At 43.7% G+C, this 14,564-nt stretch carries 30 protein-coding genes and 1 pseudogene; 15 read left to right on the top strand and 16 right to left on the bottom strand.

The annotated features are described in order from the left end of the window. Positions 1-85 precede the first annotated feature (85 nt). Positions 86-655, top strand: coding sequence for a plasmid fertility inhibition factor family protein (locus CGZ65_RS03625; protein WP_096294861.1), 570 nt, complete (start codon positions 86-88; stop codon positions 653-655). On the opposite strand, the gene CGZ65_RS12720 is transcribed toward CGZ65_RS03625, so the two are convergent. From CGZ65_RS12720 to CGZ65_RS03605, 6 genes are all read right to left on the bottom strand, one after another. Then, the gene (locus tag CGZ65_RS12720; protein ID WP_157742694.1) at positions 603-998 is read right to left on the bottom strand and encodes a hypothetical protein; all 396 of its coding nucleotides are present in this window, start codon (positions 996-998) and stop codon (positions 603-605) included. The genes CGZ65_RS03625 and CGZ65_RS12720 overlap by 53 nt on opposite strands. Then, positions 976-1,134, bottom strand: a complete 159-nt coding sequence (locus CGZ65_RS12715) for a hypothetical protein (protein ID WP_157742693.1) — start codon at positions 1,132-1,134, stop codon at positions 976-978. Before CGZ65_RS12715 ends, CGZ65_RS12720 begins: the two co-directional genes overlap by 23 nt. After that, a complete protein-coding gene (locus CGZ65_RS03620) occupies positions 1,113-1,325 on the bottom strand; it encodes a hypothetical protein (protein WP_096294860.1) in 213 nt (70 codons plus the stop codon). The genes CGZ65_RS12715 and CGZ65_RS03620 overlap by 22 nt, the downstream gene beginning before the upstream one ends. A 922-nt stretch (positions 1,326-2,247) precedes the next feature. Next, positions 2,248-2,583 (bottom strand): hypothetical protein, encoded by a 336-nt coding sequence (locus CGZ65_RS03615; RefSeq protein WP_096294859.1) that lies wholly within the window; start codon positions 2,581-2,583, stop codon positions 2,248-2,250. A gap of 22 nt (positions 2,584-2,605) precedes the next feature. Next, the gene (locus CGZ65_RS03610) at positions 2,606-3,019 is read right to left on the bottom strand and encodes a S24 family peptidase (protein ID WP_096294858.1); all 414 of its coding nucleotides are present in this window, start codon (positions 3,017-3,019) and stop codon (positions 2,606-2,608) included. After that, on the bottom strand, positions 2,986-3,291 hold the full coding sequence (locus tag CGZ65_RS03605; RefSeq protein ID WP_096294857.1) for a helix-turn-helix domain-containing protein: 306 nt from the start codon (positions 3,289-3,291) through the stop codon (positions 2,986-2,988). Before CGZ65_RS03605 ends, CGZ65_RS03610 begins: the two co-directional genes overlap by 34 nt. A gap of 119 nt (positions 3,292-3,410) precedes the next feature. On the opposite strand from CGZ65_RS03605, the gene CGZ65_RS03600 reads away from it, so the two are divergent. The 4 genes from CGZ65_RS03600 (at position 3,411) to CGZ65_RS03585 (ending at position 5,495) form a co-directional block, all read left to right on the top strand. After that, complete coding sequence (locus CGZ65_RS03600) at positions 3,411-3,623, top strand: helix-turn-helix domain-containing protein (protein WP_096294856.1); 213 nt, start codon at positions 3,411-3,413, stop codon at positions 3,621-3,623. Between the two features lie 11 nt (positions 3,624-3,634). Further along, the gene (locus CGZ65_RS03595; RefSeq protein WP_096294855.1) at positions 3,635-4,423 is read left to right on the top strand and encodes a hypothetical protein; all 789 of its coding nucleotides are present in this window, start codon (positions 3,635-3,637) and stop codon (positions 4,421-4,423) included. Positions 4,424-4,944: 521 nt separating this feature from the next. Further along, the gene (locus tag CGZ65_RS03590; protein WP_096294854.1) at positions 4,945-5,211 is read left to right on the top strand and encodes a hypothetical protein; all 267 of its coding nucleotides are present in this window, start codon (positions 4,945-4,947) and stop codon (positions 5,209-5,211) included. After that, a complete protein-coding gene (locus CGZ65_RS03585) occupies positions 5,208-5,495 on the top strand; it encodes a type II toxin-antitoxin system RelE/ParE family toxin (protein WP_096294853.1) in 288 nt (95 codons plus the stop codon). The genes CGZ65_RS03590 and CGZ65_RS03585 overlap by 4 nt, the downstream gene beginning before the upstream one ends. A 60-nt stretch (positions 5,496-5,555) precedes the next feature. Here the strand turns inward: CGZ65_RS03585 and CGZ65_RS03580 are convergent. The 4 genes and pseudogenes from CGZ65_RS03580 to CGZ65_RS03565 form a co-directional block, all read right to left on the bottom strand. Then, positions 5,556-5,941: pseudogene (locus tag CGZ65_RS03580) on the bottom strand (type II toxin-antitoxin system VapC family toxin). Next, positions 5,938-6,183 carry a type II toxin-antitoxin system Phd/YefM family antitoxin gene (locus CGZ65_RS03575; RefSeq protein WP_096294852.1) on the bottom strand — a complete coding sequence of 82 codons (246 nt, stop codon included), beginning with the start codon at positions 6,181-6,183 and terminating at the stop codon, positions 5,938-5,940. The pseudogene CGZ65_RS03580 and the gene CGZ65_RS03575 overlap by 4 nt, the downstream one beginning before the upstream one ends. Positions 6,184-6,279: 96 nt before the next feature. Then, the gene (locus tag CGZ65_RS03570) at positions 6,280-6,492 is read right to left on the bottom strand and encodes a hypothetical protein (RefSeq protein WP_096294851.1); all 213 of its coding nucleotides are present in this window, start codon (positions 6,490-6,492) and stop codon (positions 6,280-6,282) included. Next, positions 6,489-6,683 carry a hypothetical protein gene (locus tag CGZ65_RS03565; protein ID WP_157742692.1) on the bottom strand — a complete coding sequence of 65 codons (195 nt, stop codon included), beginning with the start codon at positions 6,681-6,683 and terminating at the stop codon, positions 6,489-6,491. The genes CGZ65_RS03570 and CGZ65_RS03565 overlap by 4 nt, the downstream gene beginning before the upstream one ends. A 506-nt stretch (positions 6,684-7,189) precedes the next feature. Here CGZ65_RS03565 and CGZ65_RS03560 point away from each other — a divergent pair. From CGZ65_RS03560 to CGZ65_RS03545, 4 genes are all read left to right on the top strand, one after another. Further along, a complete protein-coding gene (locus CGZ65_RS03560; protein ID WP_096294849.1) occupies positions 7,190-7,429 on the top strand; it encodes an AbrB/MazE/SpoVT family DNA-binding domain-containing protein in 240 nt (79 codons plus the stop codon). Between the two features lie 34 nt (positions 7,430-7,463). Beyond that, complete coding sequence (locus CGZ65_RS03555) at positions 7,464-7,748, top strand: type II toxin-antitoxin system PemK/MazF family toxin (protein WP_232507512.1); 285 nt, start codon at positions 7,464-7,466, stop codon at positions 7,746-7,748. 200 nt (positions 7,749-7,948) lie between these two features. Then, on the top strand, positions 7,949-8,236 hold the full coding sequence (locus tag CGZ65_RS03550) for a CopG family ribbon-helix-helix protein (RefSeq protein ID WP_096294848.1): 288 nt from the start codon (positions 7,949-7,951) through the stop codon (positions 8,234-8,236). Continuing rightward, positions 8,224-8,517 carry a type II toxin-antitoxin system RelE/ParE family toxin gene (locus CGZ65_RS03545; protein ID WP_096294847.1) on the top strand — a complete coding sequence of 98 codons (294 nt, stop codon included), beginning with the start codon at positions 8,224-8,226 and terminating at the stop codon, positions 8,515-8,517. Before CGZ65_RS03550 ends, CGZ65_RS03545 begins: the two co-directional genes overlap by 13 nt. A gap of 27 nt (positions 8,518-8,544) precedes the next feature. On the opposite strand, the gene CGZ65_RS03540 is transcribed toward CGZ65_RS03545, so the two are convergent. Next, positions 8,545-8,841, bottom strand: coding sequence for a hypothetical protein (locus CGZ65_RS03540; protein ID WP_157742691.1), 297 nt, complete (start codon positions 8,839-8,841; stop codon positions 8,545-8,547). 795 nt (positions 8,842-9,636) lie between these two features. Between CGZ65_RS03540 and CGZ65_RS03535 the strand changes: the two genes are divergently transcribed. The 3 genes from CGZ65_RS03535 to CGZ65_RS03525 all read left to right on the top strand — a co-directional run bounded on the left by CGZ65_RS03535 (position 9,637) and on the right by CGZ65_RS03525 (position 11,097). Beyond that, the gene (locus tag CGZ65_RS03535) at positions 9,637-10,035 is read left to right on the top strand and encodes a phosphoglycerate kinase (RefSeq protein ID WP_096294845.1); all 399 of its coding nucleotides are present in this window, start codon (positions 9,637-9,639) and stop codon (positions 10,033-10,035) included. Between the two features lie 65 nt (positions 10,036-10,100). After that, a complete protein-coding gene (locus tag CGZ65_RS03530) occupies positions 10,101-10,562 on the top strand; it encodes a hypothetical protein (protein ID WP_096294844.1) in 462 nt (153 codons plus the stop codon). Continuing rightward, entirely contained in the window at positions 10,552-11,097 is a 546-nt protein-coding gene (locus CGZ65_RS03525) for a hypothetical protein (protein WP_096296083.1), read from the top strand. Before CGZ65_RS03530 ends, CGZ65_RS03525 begins: the two co-directional genes overlap by 11 nt. Positions 11,098-11,381: 284 nt before the next feature. Here the strand turns inward: CGZ65_RS03525 and CGZ65_RS03515 are convergent, their stop codons facing one another. Genes CGZ65_RS03515 through CGZ65_RS03495 form a run of 5 tightly spaced genes read right to left on the bottom strand, consistent with a single transcriptional unit; the run spans position 11,382 to position 13,851 of the window. Next, the gene (locus CGZ65_RS03515; protein ID WP_096294842.1) at positions 11,382-11,879 is read right to left on the bottom strand and encodes a DUF4113 domain-containing protein; all 498 of its coding nucleotides are present in this window, start codon (positions 11,877-11,879) and stop codon (positions 11,382-11,384) included. Continuing rightward, positions 11,876-12,331 carry a Fic family protein gene (locus CGZ65_RS03510; protein ID WP_096294841.1) on the bottom strand — a complete coding sequence of 152 codons (456 nt, stop codon included), beginning with the start codon at positions 12,329-12,331 and terminating at the stop codon, positions 11,876-11,878. Before CGZ65_RS03510 ends, CGZ65_RS03515 begins: the two co-directional genes overlap by 4 nt. Before the next feature lie 6 nt (positions 12,332-12,337). Continuing rightward, a complete protein-coding gene (locus tag CGZ65_RS03505) occupies positions 12,338-12,547 on the bottom strand; it encodes a hypothetical protein (RefSeq protein ID WP_096294840.1) in 210 nt (69 codons plus the stop codon). Then, positions 12,548-13,168 (bottom strand): recombinase family protein, encoded by a 621-nt coding sequence (locus CGZ65_RS03500; protein WP_089036151.1) that lies wholly within the window; start codon positions 13,166-13,168, stop codon positions 12,548-12,550. An 8-nt stretch (positions 13,169-13,176) separates the two neighbouring features. Then, positions 13,177-13,851 (bottom strand): Fic family protein, encoded by a 675-nt coding sequence (locus CGZ65_RS03495; RefSeq protein ID WP_096294839.1) that lies wholly within the window; start codon positions 13,849-13,851, stop codon positions 13,177-13,179. 190 nt (positions 13,852-14,041) lie between these two features. Between CGZ65_RS03495 and CGZ65_RS15075 the strand changes: the two genes are divergently transcribed. From CGZ65_RS15075 to CGZ65_RS03485, 3 genes are read left to right on the top strand one after another with little or no spacing between them, the layout of a single operon-like run. Then, on the top strand, positions 14,042-14,173 hold the full coding sequence (locus CGZ65_RS15075) for a TraY domain-containing protein (protein ID WP_415906965.1): 132 nt from the start codon (positions 14,042-14,044) through the stop codon (positions 14,171-14,173). A gap of 5 nt (positions 14,174-14,178) precedes the next feature. Beyond that, the gene (locus CGZ65_RS15320) at positions 14,179-14,286 is read left to right on the top strand and encodes a hypothetical protein (protein ID WP_463139855.1); all 108 of its coding nucleotides are present in this window, start codon (positions 14,179-14,181) and stop codon (positions 14,284-14,286) included. Beyond that, on the top strand, positions 14,270-14,542 hold the full coding sequence (locus CGZ65_RS03485) for a type II toxin-antitoxin system RelE family toxin (RefSeq protein WP_096294838.1): 273 nt from the start codon (positions 14,270-14,272) through the stop codon (positions 14,540-14,542). Before CGZ65_RS15320 ends, CGZ65_RS03485 begins: the two co-directional genes overlap by 17 nt. The last annotated feature ends 22 nt before the right edge of the window (positions 14,543-14,564 follow it).

Genomic DNA, 14,564 nt, shown 5'->3' with positions numbered 1-14,564 from the left:
CGGCCTTTGCCATAGGCGGGCATTCCGCTGCCTGTGTTAAGATTGGATTACCACATCTTCTCTTTCCACGAAACAGGAAATGCCCATGGAACTTAAACCATTAAAACTTGATTGGGATATTAAATACGAATTTACACTCAATAACAGTTCTCCAGTCGAACCCATTTTGATTTTTGAAATCCCGGTTAAAAGCAGAACAGTATATATGTTCCTGCCATTTCATGATTACCCTTACCACAGCGGATATATCCTGCTGCTTGACACCACCTTATTTCTCGATGCGTGGCGTATGTCGAAAAATGATGAGGACTACCCAAACTATCATTTAGGAAATGAAATATTGTGGTGTAAAGACAGAAAATTTCAGAATACGGGATTTCTGTTCAATCAAGGCAGAAAATCTCCCGTTCCAGTCATCAGTGAGTTAACTTTTGATAAAGATAAAGGCATTGTTTTCTCCGATAGCCTGACAAGAACCATTTGGCTACTTGCCAACGGAGCGGAATATTTACCGGTGTTCAGTAAAACCCGTCAGAATGCCATGCTCTTACAGCAAGCTGCGGGCAGAACCGGATGCAATATTTATGCCTGCCATGACTTTCTCACTCATCATTTCCAAACACTAAATCATCAATATCGGGAACTAATGCCCTGATTTCGTCCAAATACGCCCTAAAATAGTAACGTCCATCCGCATATTGCGGATTCAGCAGCAAAAAACGCTCCATACACCGTACCGTAAAGGCAACATCGTCCATACTTCGACCCGTAGGCAGGTTGTGCAATGCTTCGGCCAATTGCCCTGCCGGATTCAGCCGTTGCCGCAAATCGCAAATATCCAAATTCTTGACAGGCCGGTTTTCCGAATCGTACAAACCGCCACGCCCGAAGCCGAGATTTCTGATAACGGTAAATGCTTCCCGGGCAAGTAATACGGACAGAACCAGTATCTTTTGCCCACGGTTATTTTCCATCTCACCCTCCCAAATAATACCCAACCATCCGCCGTTTCGTTTCCGCAAACTCTTCCGTCCCGCGCTCGGCACTAATACTTTCGACATAATCGTCAAACAACTGCCCATCTACTTCCATAATCACGCCGTCTGAAAGTTTCAGTTCGTCGATAAACCACAACGAATGACGGCCATTAGAAGAAAACGGGTCTCCGCCGTATTTTCGGGCTTCTTTTTTACGAACGCCCATTTTTCGGCAATCTCGCTGTCCGTCCAGCCGTTCTTCTTCAAGATATAATGCTCAGCCAGTTCAAGCGAATCAAACAAACCATGACGGTTGCCGTCGTCAGACACAAAATACTTGGTTTCCATTTCAACCTTCCTAAAAATAACTTTTGTCATTATTACAGCAGTCTTAGTGCTATAATGACCGTACCCATACTGAAACCCGCTTCATCAAACGGGCTTGGGTCTGGATACAGACCGAAGACGGCGTGTGAGGCCGTCTGAAAATGCGTGTTACCGGACACGCGCAAAGGGCATTACCGCCCTACATCTGCCCGACAGAGGCAGTTTTATCAAGTCAAATTGTCAGTCAGGGCTTCTCCGCAGATTTGCCCAACATCGGAATTACGTTCCGATTTTTTCCGTTCAACAGACCGCTTGACCCGGACGCACCCGCGCTACCGGTTAGTCGGTCTTTTTTCTTTCAGGTATGTTGACGATACCCGCAACCGTTTGTCCGATTTGACAAAGGCTGTTCTGCCTCCGAACGGTTGCTACGTTAAATTCAGCCACAAATGATTTTCCCACACGACAACGACACAGACGGCGGTGCGGCATAGGCATTTAAAGGCTGGTTGTTAAAGAGCTTGTTATCGATATATTAGCCATAGGTAACATTATTTGCAAGAAAAATATTAGCCTTGGCTAATATTTTACATTCTAATTACCGCATAGCATTGAATTTAAATAACTTTATTTTTTAAAAAATAAAAGCCCCGAGAATTCGGGGCTTCATTCAAAAACTTCTATCATTTTCTTGAAACTTCAGCTAATAAGGCTTTCCTAATAGAGGAGAAAGTCAAATGACTTTTGATCTGATAAATTATAAAAACTGCTGCCAATAAGGCTACATACAATGGAAACACAACTGGGTTTAGAGCTTTTTCAAGCGAAGGAAAAATTGATAAAACGGGAGGCAATATAAATTTCAAAATTCCTGGGAAACCAAAGAGTAAAAATAATGTCGCCCATATTGCTGGCCATTTATATTTCTGTTTTATCACTAATTTTATATTATATAAATTAGGGCAGTCTCATTTAAATTATCATTTTTTACAAGTACATATTCCCCAAGTTTTTTTCGTTTATCGAACAAAGCATACACTTGGACATTATGCCCAGGTCTCATTGAGACTCCCCAGTTATTCATCCTAAAGCAACTCTCATTACCTTCATCATCAAGTAGAAAAAACTCCGATGTTTCATGCGTTGTGCTTTTGATGGATACATAATCAAAACCGCCACCTGAAACATGGGTACTAATTTTAGTATTTGCATCAGCAACAATACCTGAATAGCATACAAGTTGAAAAAATCTATCTTCAAAGACAACTTCTGATTTCATAATTTTCTCTATTTTATGGCTTTTAAAATCTTTGAAATATCTGTGACTGGCCAAGAAGAACCTTTCCAACAACGACCATAGTAGATTTATCTTTAGGAGAAATTTCCCAGCTTTTATATTGCCGATTATCAGAAATAACTAACAGATTACTTCCAGCCATTTGTAATCTTTTTAGATGTAAGTGATTGCCTACTATAAATAAGTAAATCCCATCTCCATCATATCGATTGGTAGAAATATCTACAAATACCAAATCACCGGGTTCCAATGTACCCGACATATTGTCTACTTTGATATTAGTTAACCTGAGGCTGCTAGGATTTTTTGCTGTAAAAATTCTTCTGTATTGGTCTTCAGTATATTCAATATAAGATATATTGGCCGCAATATCAGACGTATTAATCAGATATTGCGCAAGAATATCTTCTCCAAGCATTTTGACTGTATAGGGGACGTAACAGATTCATGAGGTTTTATATTTCCATTTTTAGTATCAGCCCAAAATCCTTTGCCACTAGCCAACCAATCTGGATCACATTCCAAGAATTCAGAAGCGCGAAGCAGATTCTGTCCTTGTAGCGTTTTAGTGCCACCACTCAACCATTTAGAGACAGAAGGCGGTTTAACTTTGCAATATTTGGCTAAATCAGCTTGTGTTTTATCCAAGTCTGACAAACGTTGTTTGATTCTATCAGCAAGTGTATTCATTTTTTAATTATCGCTGCCAATTATTTTCCTTTGGGAAACTACAATCATTCAGTTGTTGATTTATTTATTAGCCATAGGTAACATATAAACTCAAATTTTTCGATAGTAGGCAAATACTGATGAGCGAACGCACATTACGAGAATGGTTGAAACAACGCCGTGGTCGGGTAACAACAATGGCTAAGGATTTAGACATTAACTACACATGGATTTCCCAAATTGCGAGTGGCAGGAAAAAAGCTCCACTTGAAACGGCAATTAAAATCTCGGAATACACCAATAATGAAGTGACGGTGGAGGCAATTGCTAAAGCCTATAAGCCAAAAAAATAGGGCTATCTGCAATGTTCATCGCCGACCTGCGCCTCTACCTCCAAGACAAATTCATCCAAGTCTATGATGAATTTATGCCCCTGTGCGCGCACGATTTTCAGACGGCCTCATTCCTGTCCAACCTGTTTTGGTGGAGCGACGTGGCTGATAAAGAACCTAAAAAACAGGGCTGGGTTTATAAGACTGCCGACCACCTGAAAAAAGAACTGGGCCTGACCCGGCGCGGCTATGAGAAGGTGCGCCGTATCCTGTTGGAACAGGGTTTGGTTCAATACCGGCGCGGCGGCATCCACGGCAAAATGCACTGGTATATCAACCGTGAAGTGCTGCTGGCCAAAATCTGCGGATTACGCGGCGTTGCCGTACCGAAAACCGACAGCAAACATCACTATGACCGCGACAATTTCCGTATTCCCAAATTTATCCCGCTCAAACTTTGGCACGACTGGCTGGATATGGTGGCCGAGAAAGGCAAAACGGCCGGCCATTCCATGAAAAAGAAAGCCGTGAAGCAACTGGCGGAACTGCACAATAAAAAGCTGGATCTGAAGCCGATTATGGAAAAATCGGTTCTGACGGGTTGGATAGGATTCTTCTTTAATGACAAAAACCAACCGTACAGGCCGTCTGAAAAAACCGTACGGGAACAGGCGGAACAGGTAAAACGTGAGCGGGAGGCCGAATATAAAGCCAAACTGGAAGAAGAGAACAAACCGCCACCCGACAAGGAGGCTGTCCGCCAAAACGAAGGCTATCAAGCCATACAGGAATATCTGAAAAAGCGGAAACTAAAAAAATAACTCAGCGCAATAAGGTCTGAAGCCTTGTTGCGCTTTCGTGCTGTCCAAACCTGCCTAAAATCCGTCTTCACCCTGCTTTTGAGCCTGGCTCGGGCAGTTTTTTACGGCTGATACCCTGTATCGGCCGTTTTTTTATGCCGTTTTGATGATTTTAAGGTTTCAGGCCGTCTGAAAAGCCGTTTCGGCTTCGTAGAAACTGCGTTTTAAAAACCTTTATAAATCATGTCTTTGTACAATTATTGCAAAGTACAATGTACAGTTAAGACAAAGGTCTTTGTACGCTAAAGCCGATCACTATACAGACAGCCCTTTCAGAGACCCTTTCAGACACTTAAAGTGCCTGATTTTTGTGCAACCGTCTCAATCATTGTGGATATGGGATTTAGTGGATAGATGTGCTGTTTTTGAGGGGGGATATATACAGGTTTTGTGGATAAGTAGCGGTATGGATACAACACACTTGCAGTTTCTGCGGTTTGTATATATATTTTATATATATTCATTTAATCAGGAGATATAACATGGCTCAATTCATCATGAATGTTCCCGATACGGAAAAAGAAGCTTTTATGGAAGCTGCACGGCAGTCGGATCGAAACGCTTCCCAGCTTGTACGTGAGTTTATGCGCGATTATATTGAGAAGCAGCGTTATGAAGCTTATGTCCGAGCCGAAGTCGAAAAAGGCTTGGCTGATATTGCAGCAGGACGGATAACCGGTGATTCTGAAGTTCGTAGAAAAATGGAAGCGAAATTTGCTTTGTGGGCGGCTGAGGAGCCATCTGAATGAATATCAATTGGTCCGAACGCGCCGTCGAACAATTGGATAAGCTGCTTGAAGCAAGGAAAGATTTTGCCGGAACAGTCTCTGCGCAAAAGGCTTTTTGGGAAATTGAACGGCTGCTTGAGTTGGCGGCCACCCAACCCAAAATGGGCAAACCCGGAACCGTTAAGGATACCCGAGAGCTGTATCCGCTTCGTTACCGTCTTATATATCAAATTGACAAAGAAAATGTACTGAATGTCATTGCAATACTCCCTCAATGGCAAAAATGGCCTGTTGATGATTTTTAGAATCCGAGTGGTAAAAAGCCGTCTGAAATTTCAGACGGCCTTATTATTAAAGATGAATTTTCATTTGCCTGCATCAATAACCCTGATTCCGTATTGCGGATATATCCGTCAACGGTCATCAGTTCCAAACCTTCCGCTTGGGTCTGGGCAATCAGCATCCTGTCAAAAGGATCTTGATGTATCGCAGGAAGCAGTCCGGCCTGCTTGGCGTGGAAGAAATCTATAGGGAGATTCTCAAAATCCTCTTGCCCTATCACATCAAAAAACTCTTCGGGCAGTTTCAGCAATCTTTTATTCAGCTTGATTGAAATCTCCCAAATACTCGCAGCACTGACAAAAATCAGATTGTTGGGGTTTTCGATCAGTTTGCGGGCATTTTTGCCTAATTTCCCGTCATCCAATACCCACCACAGCACAACGTGCGTATCCAATAGGATTTTTCTCATAGGGAAGATGTCTCAAATAAATCTGCGGTATCGCTATCACTTTCAAGGATTCGGGAAATATCGGTATTTTGGGCATGGCTGAATTTTTTCAGGCTGCCTGCTTTCCGTTCCTGTTTGATAATACCGGTCAATTGGACACATGGTTTTCCCGCTTTGGCAATAATGACGGTTTCCCCAGCCTCGGCTTTTTGAATCAATTGGCTGAGATTGGTTTTTGCCTGATGGATATTTGCATGGAACATGGCGACGCCTTTACTTAGTTCAGTTAGCTAATTATAGATTGTATTTAAACAGATCGCTACTGCTCAATAACCGAATCAAAGGCCATCTGAAAGCGTTCAGACGGCTTCTTCTTGTTTTGCCGGATGTTCAGGAGTTTGGTTTATCCCGAACAATTCATCGTCATCAGGTGGTATGTCAGTCCAACTGAATTTTCTGGGTTGGGATAGCTGCGACTGTTCGGAATCGTTTGACTGCTGTTCCGGCTCGGGAACGGTCTTCGGCTTAACCGTTAATTGATTAACATCATCTGATTTTTTCGATACTTTCACCGTCGCAGAAACCGTCTCCTGCCCCGGGAGCGGATAAACCAGTTAATCGTCGTCAGTCCGGCACGGACACCGTTTTGCGCCAAAAACTGCTGAATCTGCTTTTGGGAAAACCCGTTTTTCTTGAGCAGCAAAATATCGGCTTTGAACGGCTTCAGCTTCGATTGACGGCCTTGCCCTGTTTGACCGGCCATAAAATTTTCAACAGAAATACCCATATCCAATCACAGTCTAATTAAAACTATCTATAACCTATTATACATCCAATATAATCTATCTTCAATCCAATATCATCTAATTCAGACTATATTTCAGCCTAACAAAGGCTAGTTATTGGATTATATAAAATCTAATTATAATCTAATATAAACCTATTTATAATCTAATTCAATCTAATTTAAAACTATAATTAATCTACTTCAAACTATCAATATCTAACTAATGAGCTAATCCATCTCCCTCCGCGCGTACCTCCTCCTTCAAAAACGGATATTTTCTAAGAAAGAAGTGTATTTCTGCTAGAACGCAGGATATATTTGTATTACAAGCGATATTTTTACTGCGCCAAGTGCAGAATTATTTTTTTAATTGTATTTGCAACAAAAAGGCCGTCTGAAATTTTCAGACGACCCGAACCTTGTATACTAGCAAAGAAAGTTATACAATGTATAACATGCTTAAGATTAAGAAGGAGAGAACAATGCAACTGGCTATTAAAAAATGGGGGAACAGCGTAGGTGTTCGGATTCCTGCTTCCATCTTGGCAGCATTGCAGTTAAAAGCTGATGCGCTGGTCGATGTTCGCGAAGAAAACGGCAAAATTGTGATTGAACCTGTTAAAAGCAGGTATTGCTTGGATCAGCTTCTGTCTGCCATTACCGATGACAACCTTCATCAGGAAATTTCGAGCGGCGAACCCGTCGGCAAGGAATTGTTATGAGCAAAAACTATATACCGGATGTAGGGGATATTATTTGGCTGAATTTTACTCCCAAGCCGGGCATGAGCAGGCCGGACATCGACCGGCTGTTGTGTTAACTCCGAAGGCTTATAACAAAAACACCGGGTTGCTGATTTGCTGTCCGCTGACAACTCAAGTAAAAGGTTATCCTTTTGAAGTTAATATTGACGGCAGCAGAAAGAATGTTGCCCTTTCCGACCAAGTGAAAAGTTTGGATTGGCGTATCCGGCAAGCTGTTTTAAAGGGAAGGTCTCGGACAGCGAATTGGAAGAAATCCGGGCAAAAATTTCTGTTTTGATTGGATTGGGCAATCTTTGATAACGGGAATTAACTTCTTTGCATATTGAATAACCAGGCCGTCTGAAAATTTTCAGACGGCCTAGTTATTTCTAGTCAAGTTGCCCATTAAAGGTTAAAAGAATTAATACCGCCACGCCAAATTACCCTACTAAAGTATATAATGGTAATACCTTTTAATACTTTTATTCGGAGAATAAAATGAAACCGAAAACCGTGCCTGTGGCCGTCAAATTACCGCTGGAAATCAGAGACCGTTTGAAAGCAGTTGCCGAAACCCAAGATCGCTCTGTGCATTGGTTGATGCGGGAAGCGGTCAACCAATTTTTGGAACGTGAGGAGCAGAAAGCTGCTTTACGTGCCGCAGCCGATGCTTCTTGGGCCCACTATCAAGAAACCGGCCTGCATGTTACGTTGGAAGAGGCGAATGTATGGATGGGTGCAATTATTGAGGGAAGAGAAGCCGGGGAATTGAAATGCCACAAGTAATGTTAACCGAACATGCGACGGCTGATTTACGACGGCTCTACGATTTTTTAGCACTGAAAAACGAACAAGCTGCACGAAATGCGGTAAAAGCCGTTAGGGACGCTTTGGCAGGTTTGGCACAATTTCCTGCCGCCGGCCGTTTTTTTGATGATGAATACCGGGAATGGCCGGTTTCCTTCGGAGATGCAGGTTATACCATTTTATATCGGATTGATCCTGAAACCGTTGTGATTGTGGCGATTAAGCACCAATCGGGAATTGAGTTACAGTTTTCCGGTTAAGATTTAAATAAGGCCGTCTGAAACCGTTCAGACGGCTTTTTCTTGGTTTTCCGGATGTTCAGGAGTTTGGTTTGTCCCGAACAGTTCGTCGTCATCGGGAGGTGTGGCTGTCCAACTGAATTTTCTGGGTTGGGATAGCTGCGACTGTTCGGAATCGTTTGACTGCTGTTCCGGCTCGGGAACGGTCTTCGGCTTAACCGTTAATTGATTAACATCATCTGATTTTTTCGATACTTTCACCGTCGCAGAAACCGTCTCCTGCCCCCGGGAGCGGATAAACCAGTTAATCGTCGTCAGCCCGGCACGGACACCGTTTTGCGCCAAAAACTGCTGAATCTGCTTTTGGGAACCCCGTTTTTCTTGAGCAGCAAAATATCGGCTTTGAACGGCTCCAGCTTTGATTGACGGCCTTGCCCTGTTTGACCGGCCATAAAATTTTCAACAGAAATACCCATATCCAATCACAGTCTAATTAAAACTATCTATAACCTATTATACATCCAATATAATCTATCTTCAATCCAATATCATCTAATTCAGACTATATTTCAGCCTAACAAAGGCTAGTTATTGGATTATATAAAATCTAATTATAATCTAATATAAACCTATTTATAATCTAATTCAATCTAATTTAAAACTATAATTAATCTACTTCAAACCATCAATATCTAACCAATGAACTAATTCATCTCCCCTCCGCGCGTACCTCCTCCTTCAAAAACGGATATTTCCTAAGAAAGAAGTGTATTTCTGCTAGAACGCAGGATAGGCAACGAGTGCCAAAAAACGCCCTAACGCGTTTTTTAAATTCCGCCATATAAAGCGGAAACGCCGCAGAGCGGCTGAAGGTTTGAACAACCATCGGGGCAGCCGCCGCCGTGTTGTTGGTTGATGTCTAAATTTCAAAGCGCAAAAAGTCCAGACCAAGACGAGTGTCTTTGCACGTCTTCCACCTTTTCCACTACGCCGCAGAGGACGAACCGGACAAAGATGAAAGCCGCACAAAGCCAGTCTGGACTTTTTGCGCTTTGAAATTTTTTACGACATCACAACACGGCGGCGGCTGCCCCCGATGGTTGTTTATTTATGAACGAACCTTGATGAAAGGAGTATCCGATGGGACTGGATATGTACGGCTACACCATGCGTGCCGAGTTTGTCGGCGACCGTCAAACCGATGTGAATGTGCGTGAAGAAGAGCAGGAACAGGCAGGGCTTACGCACTTTGCCTACTGGCGCAAATTCAATCATCTGCATGGCTGGATGGAAAAGCTGTATCGGGAGAAAGGCGGCAGCAAAGAATCGTTCAACTGCTGCACCGTTCGGCTGGAGCTTGAAGACTTGGCGCGGTTGGAAGCGGATTTAGACGGCGGAAAACTGGAGCATACGCCCGGCTTTCTCTTCGGTGGCGAAGAAATCTACCCTGAAGACATTACCGAAACCAAAGCCTTTATCGAAAATGCGCGTGCCGCCATTGCCGCATGGCTGGCCGTGTTCTATGACAGTTGGTGGTAAGGCGTTTGTAACTCTGTTTTTCAGACGGTCTGAAGGCCGTCTGAAACCTCGGAAAGGAAACCGAAATGAAATACCGATTTGAATACGATAAAGCCGGCCGCCGCCTGATGGTGGCGGAACTGGATGATGAGCTTGACTGTATCAACTGCACCGATGAAGACCTTGACTGTTTGGGCGGATACTACCGAGACATGACCGTCATTTTCGACATCGACCTTTACTGCCGTCTGCATCGAATGCTGATGGCAGCGGGCGATGACCGTAAACAGGTCAAGGTCTATATGGATGCGACGATACGGAGTGTCAGCGGCTCGTTTGAATATGCGTTGATGGGGTGCTGTCTGGAAATCTGTTTTTACAGCAGTTTTGACGTGGAGGCGCATTGGTTTTGGCAGAACACGAACATTGATTTTAATGTGGCATTGGCATTTCCGCCCGAATTTTACGCAGACCCTGCCGCGTGGTTTGAACGGGAAACCAAAGCGAAGGGCATTAAAAACCATGAAAAAGGATGGGATGATGCGTGAAGAAAAAAACAGGGTGGGACATATCGTGCCCCTGATTGAAGCACTCGAGCCGAGACAGATACGCGACGTATTCATCACGGTGTGGCGCGATGTTGCAGGGCTGAATGAAGGTTTGACGGCAGATGACTGCATTGAGATTTTCGCAGGTGCGTTAAAAGGCAGTTCGGATTTTACTTACGATTTGCTGAAGCAGACTTGTGATGACTACGGTGTCGGCACGGTGACGGAGACATTCGCTTTGCTGCCGCGTGGAGAGTATGACAAGCTGTTTTCAGACTGCTTGAAAGGTGAAATTCCTGAAGGCGTTCGGCTGGATACTCAAGCACTCATTAACCTTTTGATGCTTGAAAATGTAGCCGATGTTGAAGCAAGTATCCGAAAAGGTTGTATCAATGCTACATATTTTATGAATTCGGACATGAAATATATCTATGATATAGGTATTGATGATAAAGAAATTCAATGGAAAGTAGAAGATTTTAAGACTGCTTATGCTGGGACTTGGTGGACAATCGACATAATCGTTCACCACTAAGCGGATGAAAAGAGGCCGTCTGAAGAACAGGTTTATCTTTCAGACGGCCTTTTTGAAGAAAGGATACTGCGGCCAAAGCCAGCGGCAGCTGCCGAAAAATCCCGCAGCAGCCCCGTTTCCGGCTCTCAAGGTTCGGCAGAAACGGCCCCACGCCCCCAAGCCGGACTTGACCGTGCCGTCTGCTCCGATACCTGCGGCCATCTGCGCCACCGGCAAGCCCAAGCCCGACTTGCCCCCTCCTGCGGGATTTTTTTATGATTGAATTTCTCTTTTTGAGTAAGAGTTCATGAAAGGATAGGCAAGTCGAGTACCCTGGTCGTATAACATGGGCTTAGTTTTTGTCGGTTCATCCAAAGGTGCTTTTTTAAATCAACGATCAATTTCAGGCTCATCAAATTGTTGGGATGTTTTTGAATATCCTCTGAAACGCTCTGATACAAATTCACCTTAGCTTGTAATTGTGCTTGTGGCGGTAATTGCTGAATAATTTTCTCAGCTTCATGAATAATTAACTTCTGCTTAGGTGACAGCAAATGTTGATTTTCCTGATATACCTTATCAAGCTGTTCAAATTGGATTTGGAGATTTTGAGATTGAGTAGGCTCCTGTATCACTTTATCCATCATACGCCCAAGCATTTCTTTGTTGGGCGGTACATCAATTAAATGGCCTTCATAACGTTTGGAATGAGGTACACTCAGCGCGTTGGCCATGTTCCACATCTCGGCATCAACTTTGGAATAATCCATTTTTAAATTTTGCTCGTTTGCAAGCTGGGTCATAAAAACCTGCAAAGTGCGGCCATTCCCTCTGGAAACGGATGCGAATAATTGGCTTCAATCATGATGCCGACCAATTTTTCCTTAGCCGTCTTCAAATCCAGTTTTTCAGCTTGCAAAAATTCTTGAGTGAGCTTTTGGATTTCCTGCCATTTATCCTGTAATTTTTCAGGTTCTAAAAAGAATGTAACTGTTTTGCTTAGATTATTTCCCTTTACAGACGGTCTTGTCCTTTCTTGTCCAGCCCACTCATAAATATCACCAAATAACGCTTTATGAATATCTTTCAAATGAGCTAAATCATAGCTGCTATGGTCTAGCTTGATTTCACCTGAAAGAACGGCTTCAGCCTTCATTGCGCTATGGTGGTATTCAAACTCATTTAATGCCGTTTGATCCGTAATACCTAATTTATTATGAAAAAGGCCGTTTTCATCAGTATAAGGATTACTCATAGGCTTTCATATCCAAGTTCTCGATTCAGCGAATCCTTCAAATACCTTATTTTGCTGAACGTACTCAAGCATTTCAGCTGTAACTTGCTCTCTACTTACCCGACCATCCGCAATAGCCAAGCGAATGCGTTGCATGGTTTCGGTTGGCTGAAAGCCTTCGAGGGCAAATATGGAATCAACTTGTTTGCTCACGTCTTCATTTAAATGAATGGGCATCTAATTTCCTTTCAATCTGTTTTTGTATTGTCTCATCACGAGCTTGACCAATGCTTCACTACATCCGGCCAATTTGGCAGTTTCTTTGATTGTATGGTGCTGGCGCAGTTCAATAACCAGTTTGTGTTTGGCTTTATCGGCTACACGACCTTTGAACCGTCCTTGCTTCTTAGCTTCAGCAATGCCGGCAGCTTGCCGTTGTTTGCGCTGCTCGTAGTCGTCTCTGGCCATTTGCAGGGCGATTTTCAGCAGCATGGTTTGTATGCTGTCTAAAACGATTTTGGCGATTTCGGAATCGGTTTGGATTTGGCTCAGGTCTATAATGCCGGGAATGGAAAGGAACGCGCCTTTTTCACGGATACGGTTGACCAGCTTTTCCGCCTCTGCCAGCGGCAGGCGGGTAATGCGGTCGATATGCTCGGCGATGATGACATCGCCTTGTCGCAGGTCGGTAATCAATTGGTTCAACACGGGGCGGTCGGCTCGGACACCGGAAGCCTTTTCTTTATAAACGCCGGCGATATAGTAGCCTTCGGCCTTTGCTTTCTCAATCAGGGCATTCTGCCGCTCGAGATTTTGCGCTTCTGTGCTGACGCGTTGGTAGATTCTTGCTGCTTTCATAGCCGGCCTCAATAGTCGATACCCGAAATGCAGTGCTGATACAGGAACGCCGCTACTTCGCTGTCATCGCCGGAGCGGTAGAAGGCAGACAGTTTTTCGTTGAACTCGGGCATTTTTGCCTCGGCGATTTCCAAAATACCACAGCCTTTTGCCATCATCAGGGCATTGGCAAACAGCGTGGCCGTGCGTTTATTGCCGTCCCAAAAAACCTGCTGCCGCATTAAGGCCAGCATGGTGCGTATGGCGGTTTCGGTGGTTGAGCCGCTGTGCGTTTCGATGCTGTGCATCAGTTCTGCCACTTCCGCTTCGGCCATGACCGGCGGCGTATGGCGCGAACCGTCAAACAAGGTTACGCCCACGGAGCCGGTGCGGAATTCGCCCGGAGCCAGCGAATCGTCTTGTGCCACCATATTGTTGATTTTCTTCAGCAGGGCAATATCCACAGGCAGGCCGTCTGAAAGGTGCTGTATCACATACTGATACGCGCGCTTCAGGTGGAGAATGGTCTGAATATCGCCTAAAGAAGCTGAGGCAACGTTATGGCCGTTGATAATCTGTTCGGTCTGCAACAACGTGGTCTGGCAGTTTTCAAAGCGGCTGAGATTGTGGATTTGCGCCACAAGAACCTTTTTGGCCAAGAAGAGGTTTTCTTTCAGGCTGAGTGCGTATTTGTCGGGATACATACCGAATCCTATGATTAATTTGGGCATACCCTGATTGTCTAATGTCAGAATCAGTCAAATAATGGGTAATTTAATATATTAGGGACTTTATTTATCCACATATAAATTATCTACTCTATTTGACCATGCGGCAATCTGATTTACACATTCTACCCTTTTACAACATTATCTCTGCTATAATTTGCTATACATGTATAGCAAGGAGGAAAAAATGCTTGCAATCCGTTTGCCTCAAGAAATCGAAAACCGCTTAAGTGTCTTGGCTGAGAAGACTGGCCGTACCAAAACCTATTATGCCGAGAAGCGATTCTCGAATATTTAGATGACTTGGAAGATTTTTATCTAGCTGAGCAACGCTATACCGACATTCAGGCCGGTAAAAGCAAAACCGTGTCGCTTAATGATGTGATGAGGGACTATGGTTTGGAAGATTGAGTTGGATAAATCGGCTGAAAAAGAGCTGAAAAAATTGGATAAGCAGACGGCCATACGGATTTTGAAATTCTTACACGAAAGAATTTCAAAATCCGAAGACCCGAGAAGTATCGGCGAAGCCCTCAAAGGCTCAGCATTAGGGGATTACTGGAAATATCGGGTAGGTGATTGCCGAATCATCGCTAAAATCGAAGACGGAATCATGAAAATTCTGGTTGTACGAATCGGTAATCGACGCGAAGTATACAAAAGATAAGTATGGATTTACTGGAGAACAA

The sequence above is a fragment of the Neisseria weixii genome, assembly GCF_002327085.1.
In the GTDB taxonomy this organism is placed as follows: Bacteria; Pseudomonadota; Gammaproteobacteria; order Burkholderiales; family Neisseriaceae; genus Neisseria; species Neisseria weixii.
Note: the sequence above shows the minus strand (reverse complement) of the source record. Positions and strands in the feature narration are given on the sequence as shown.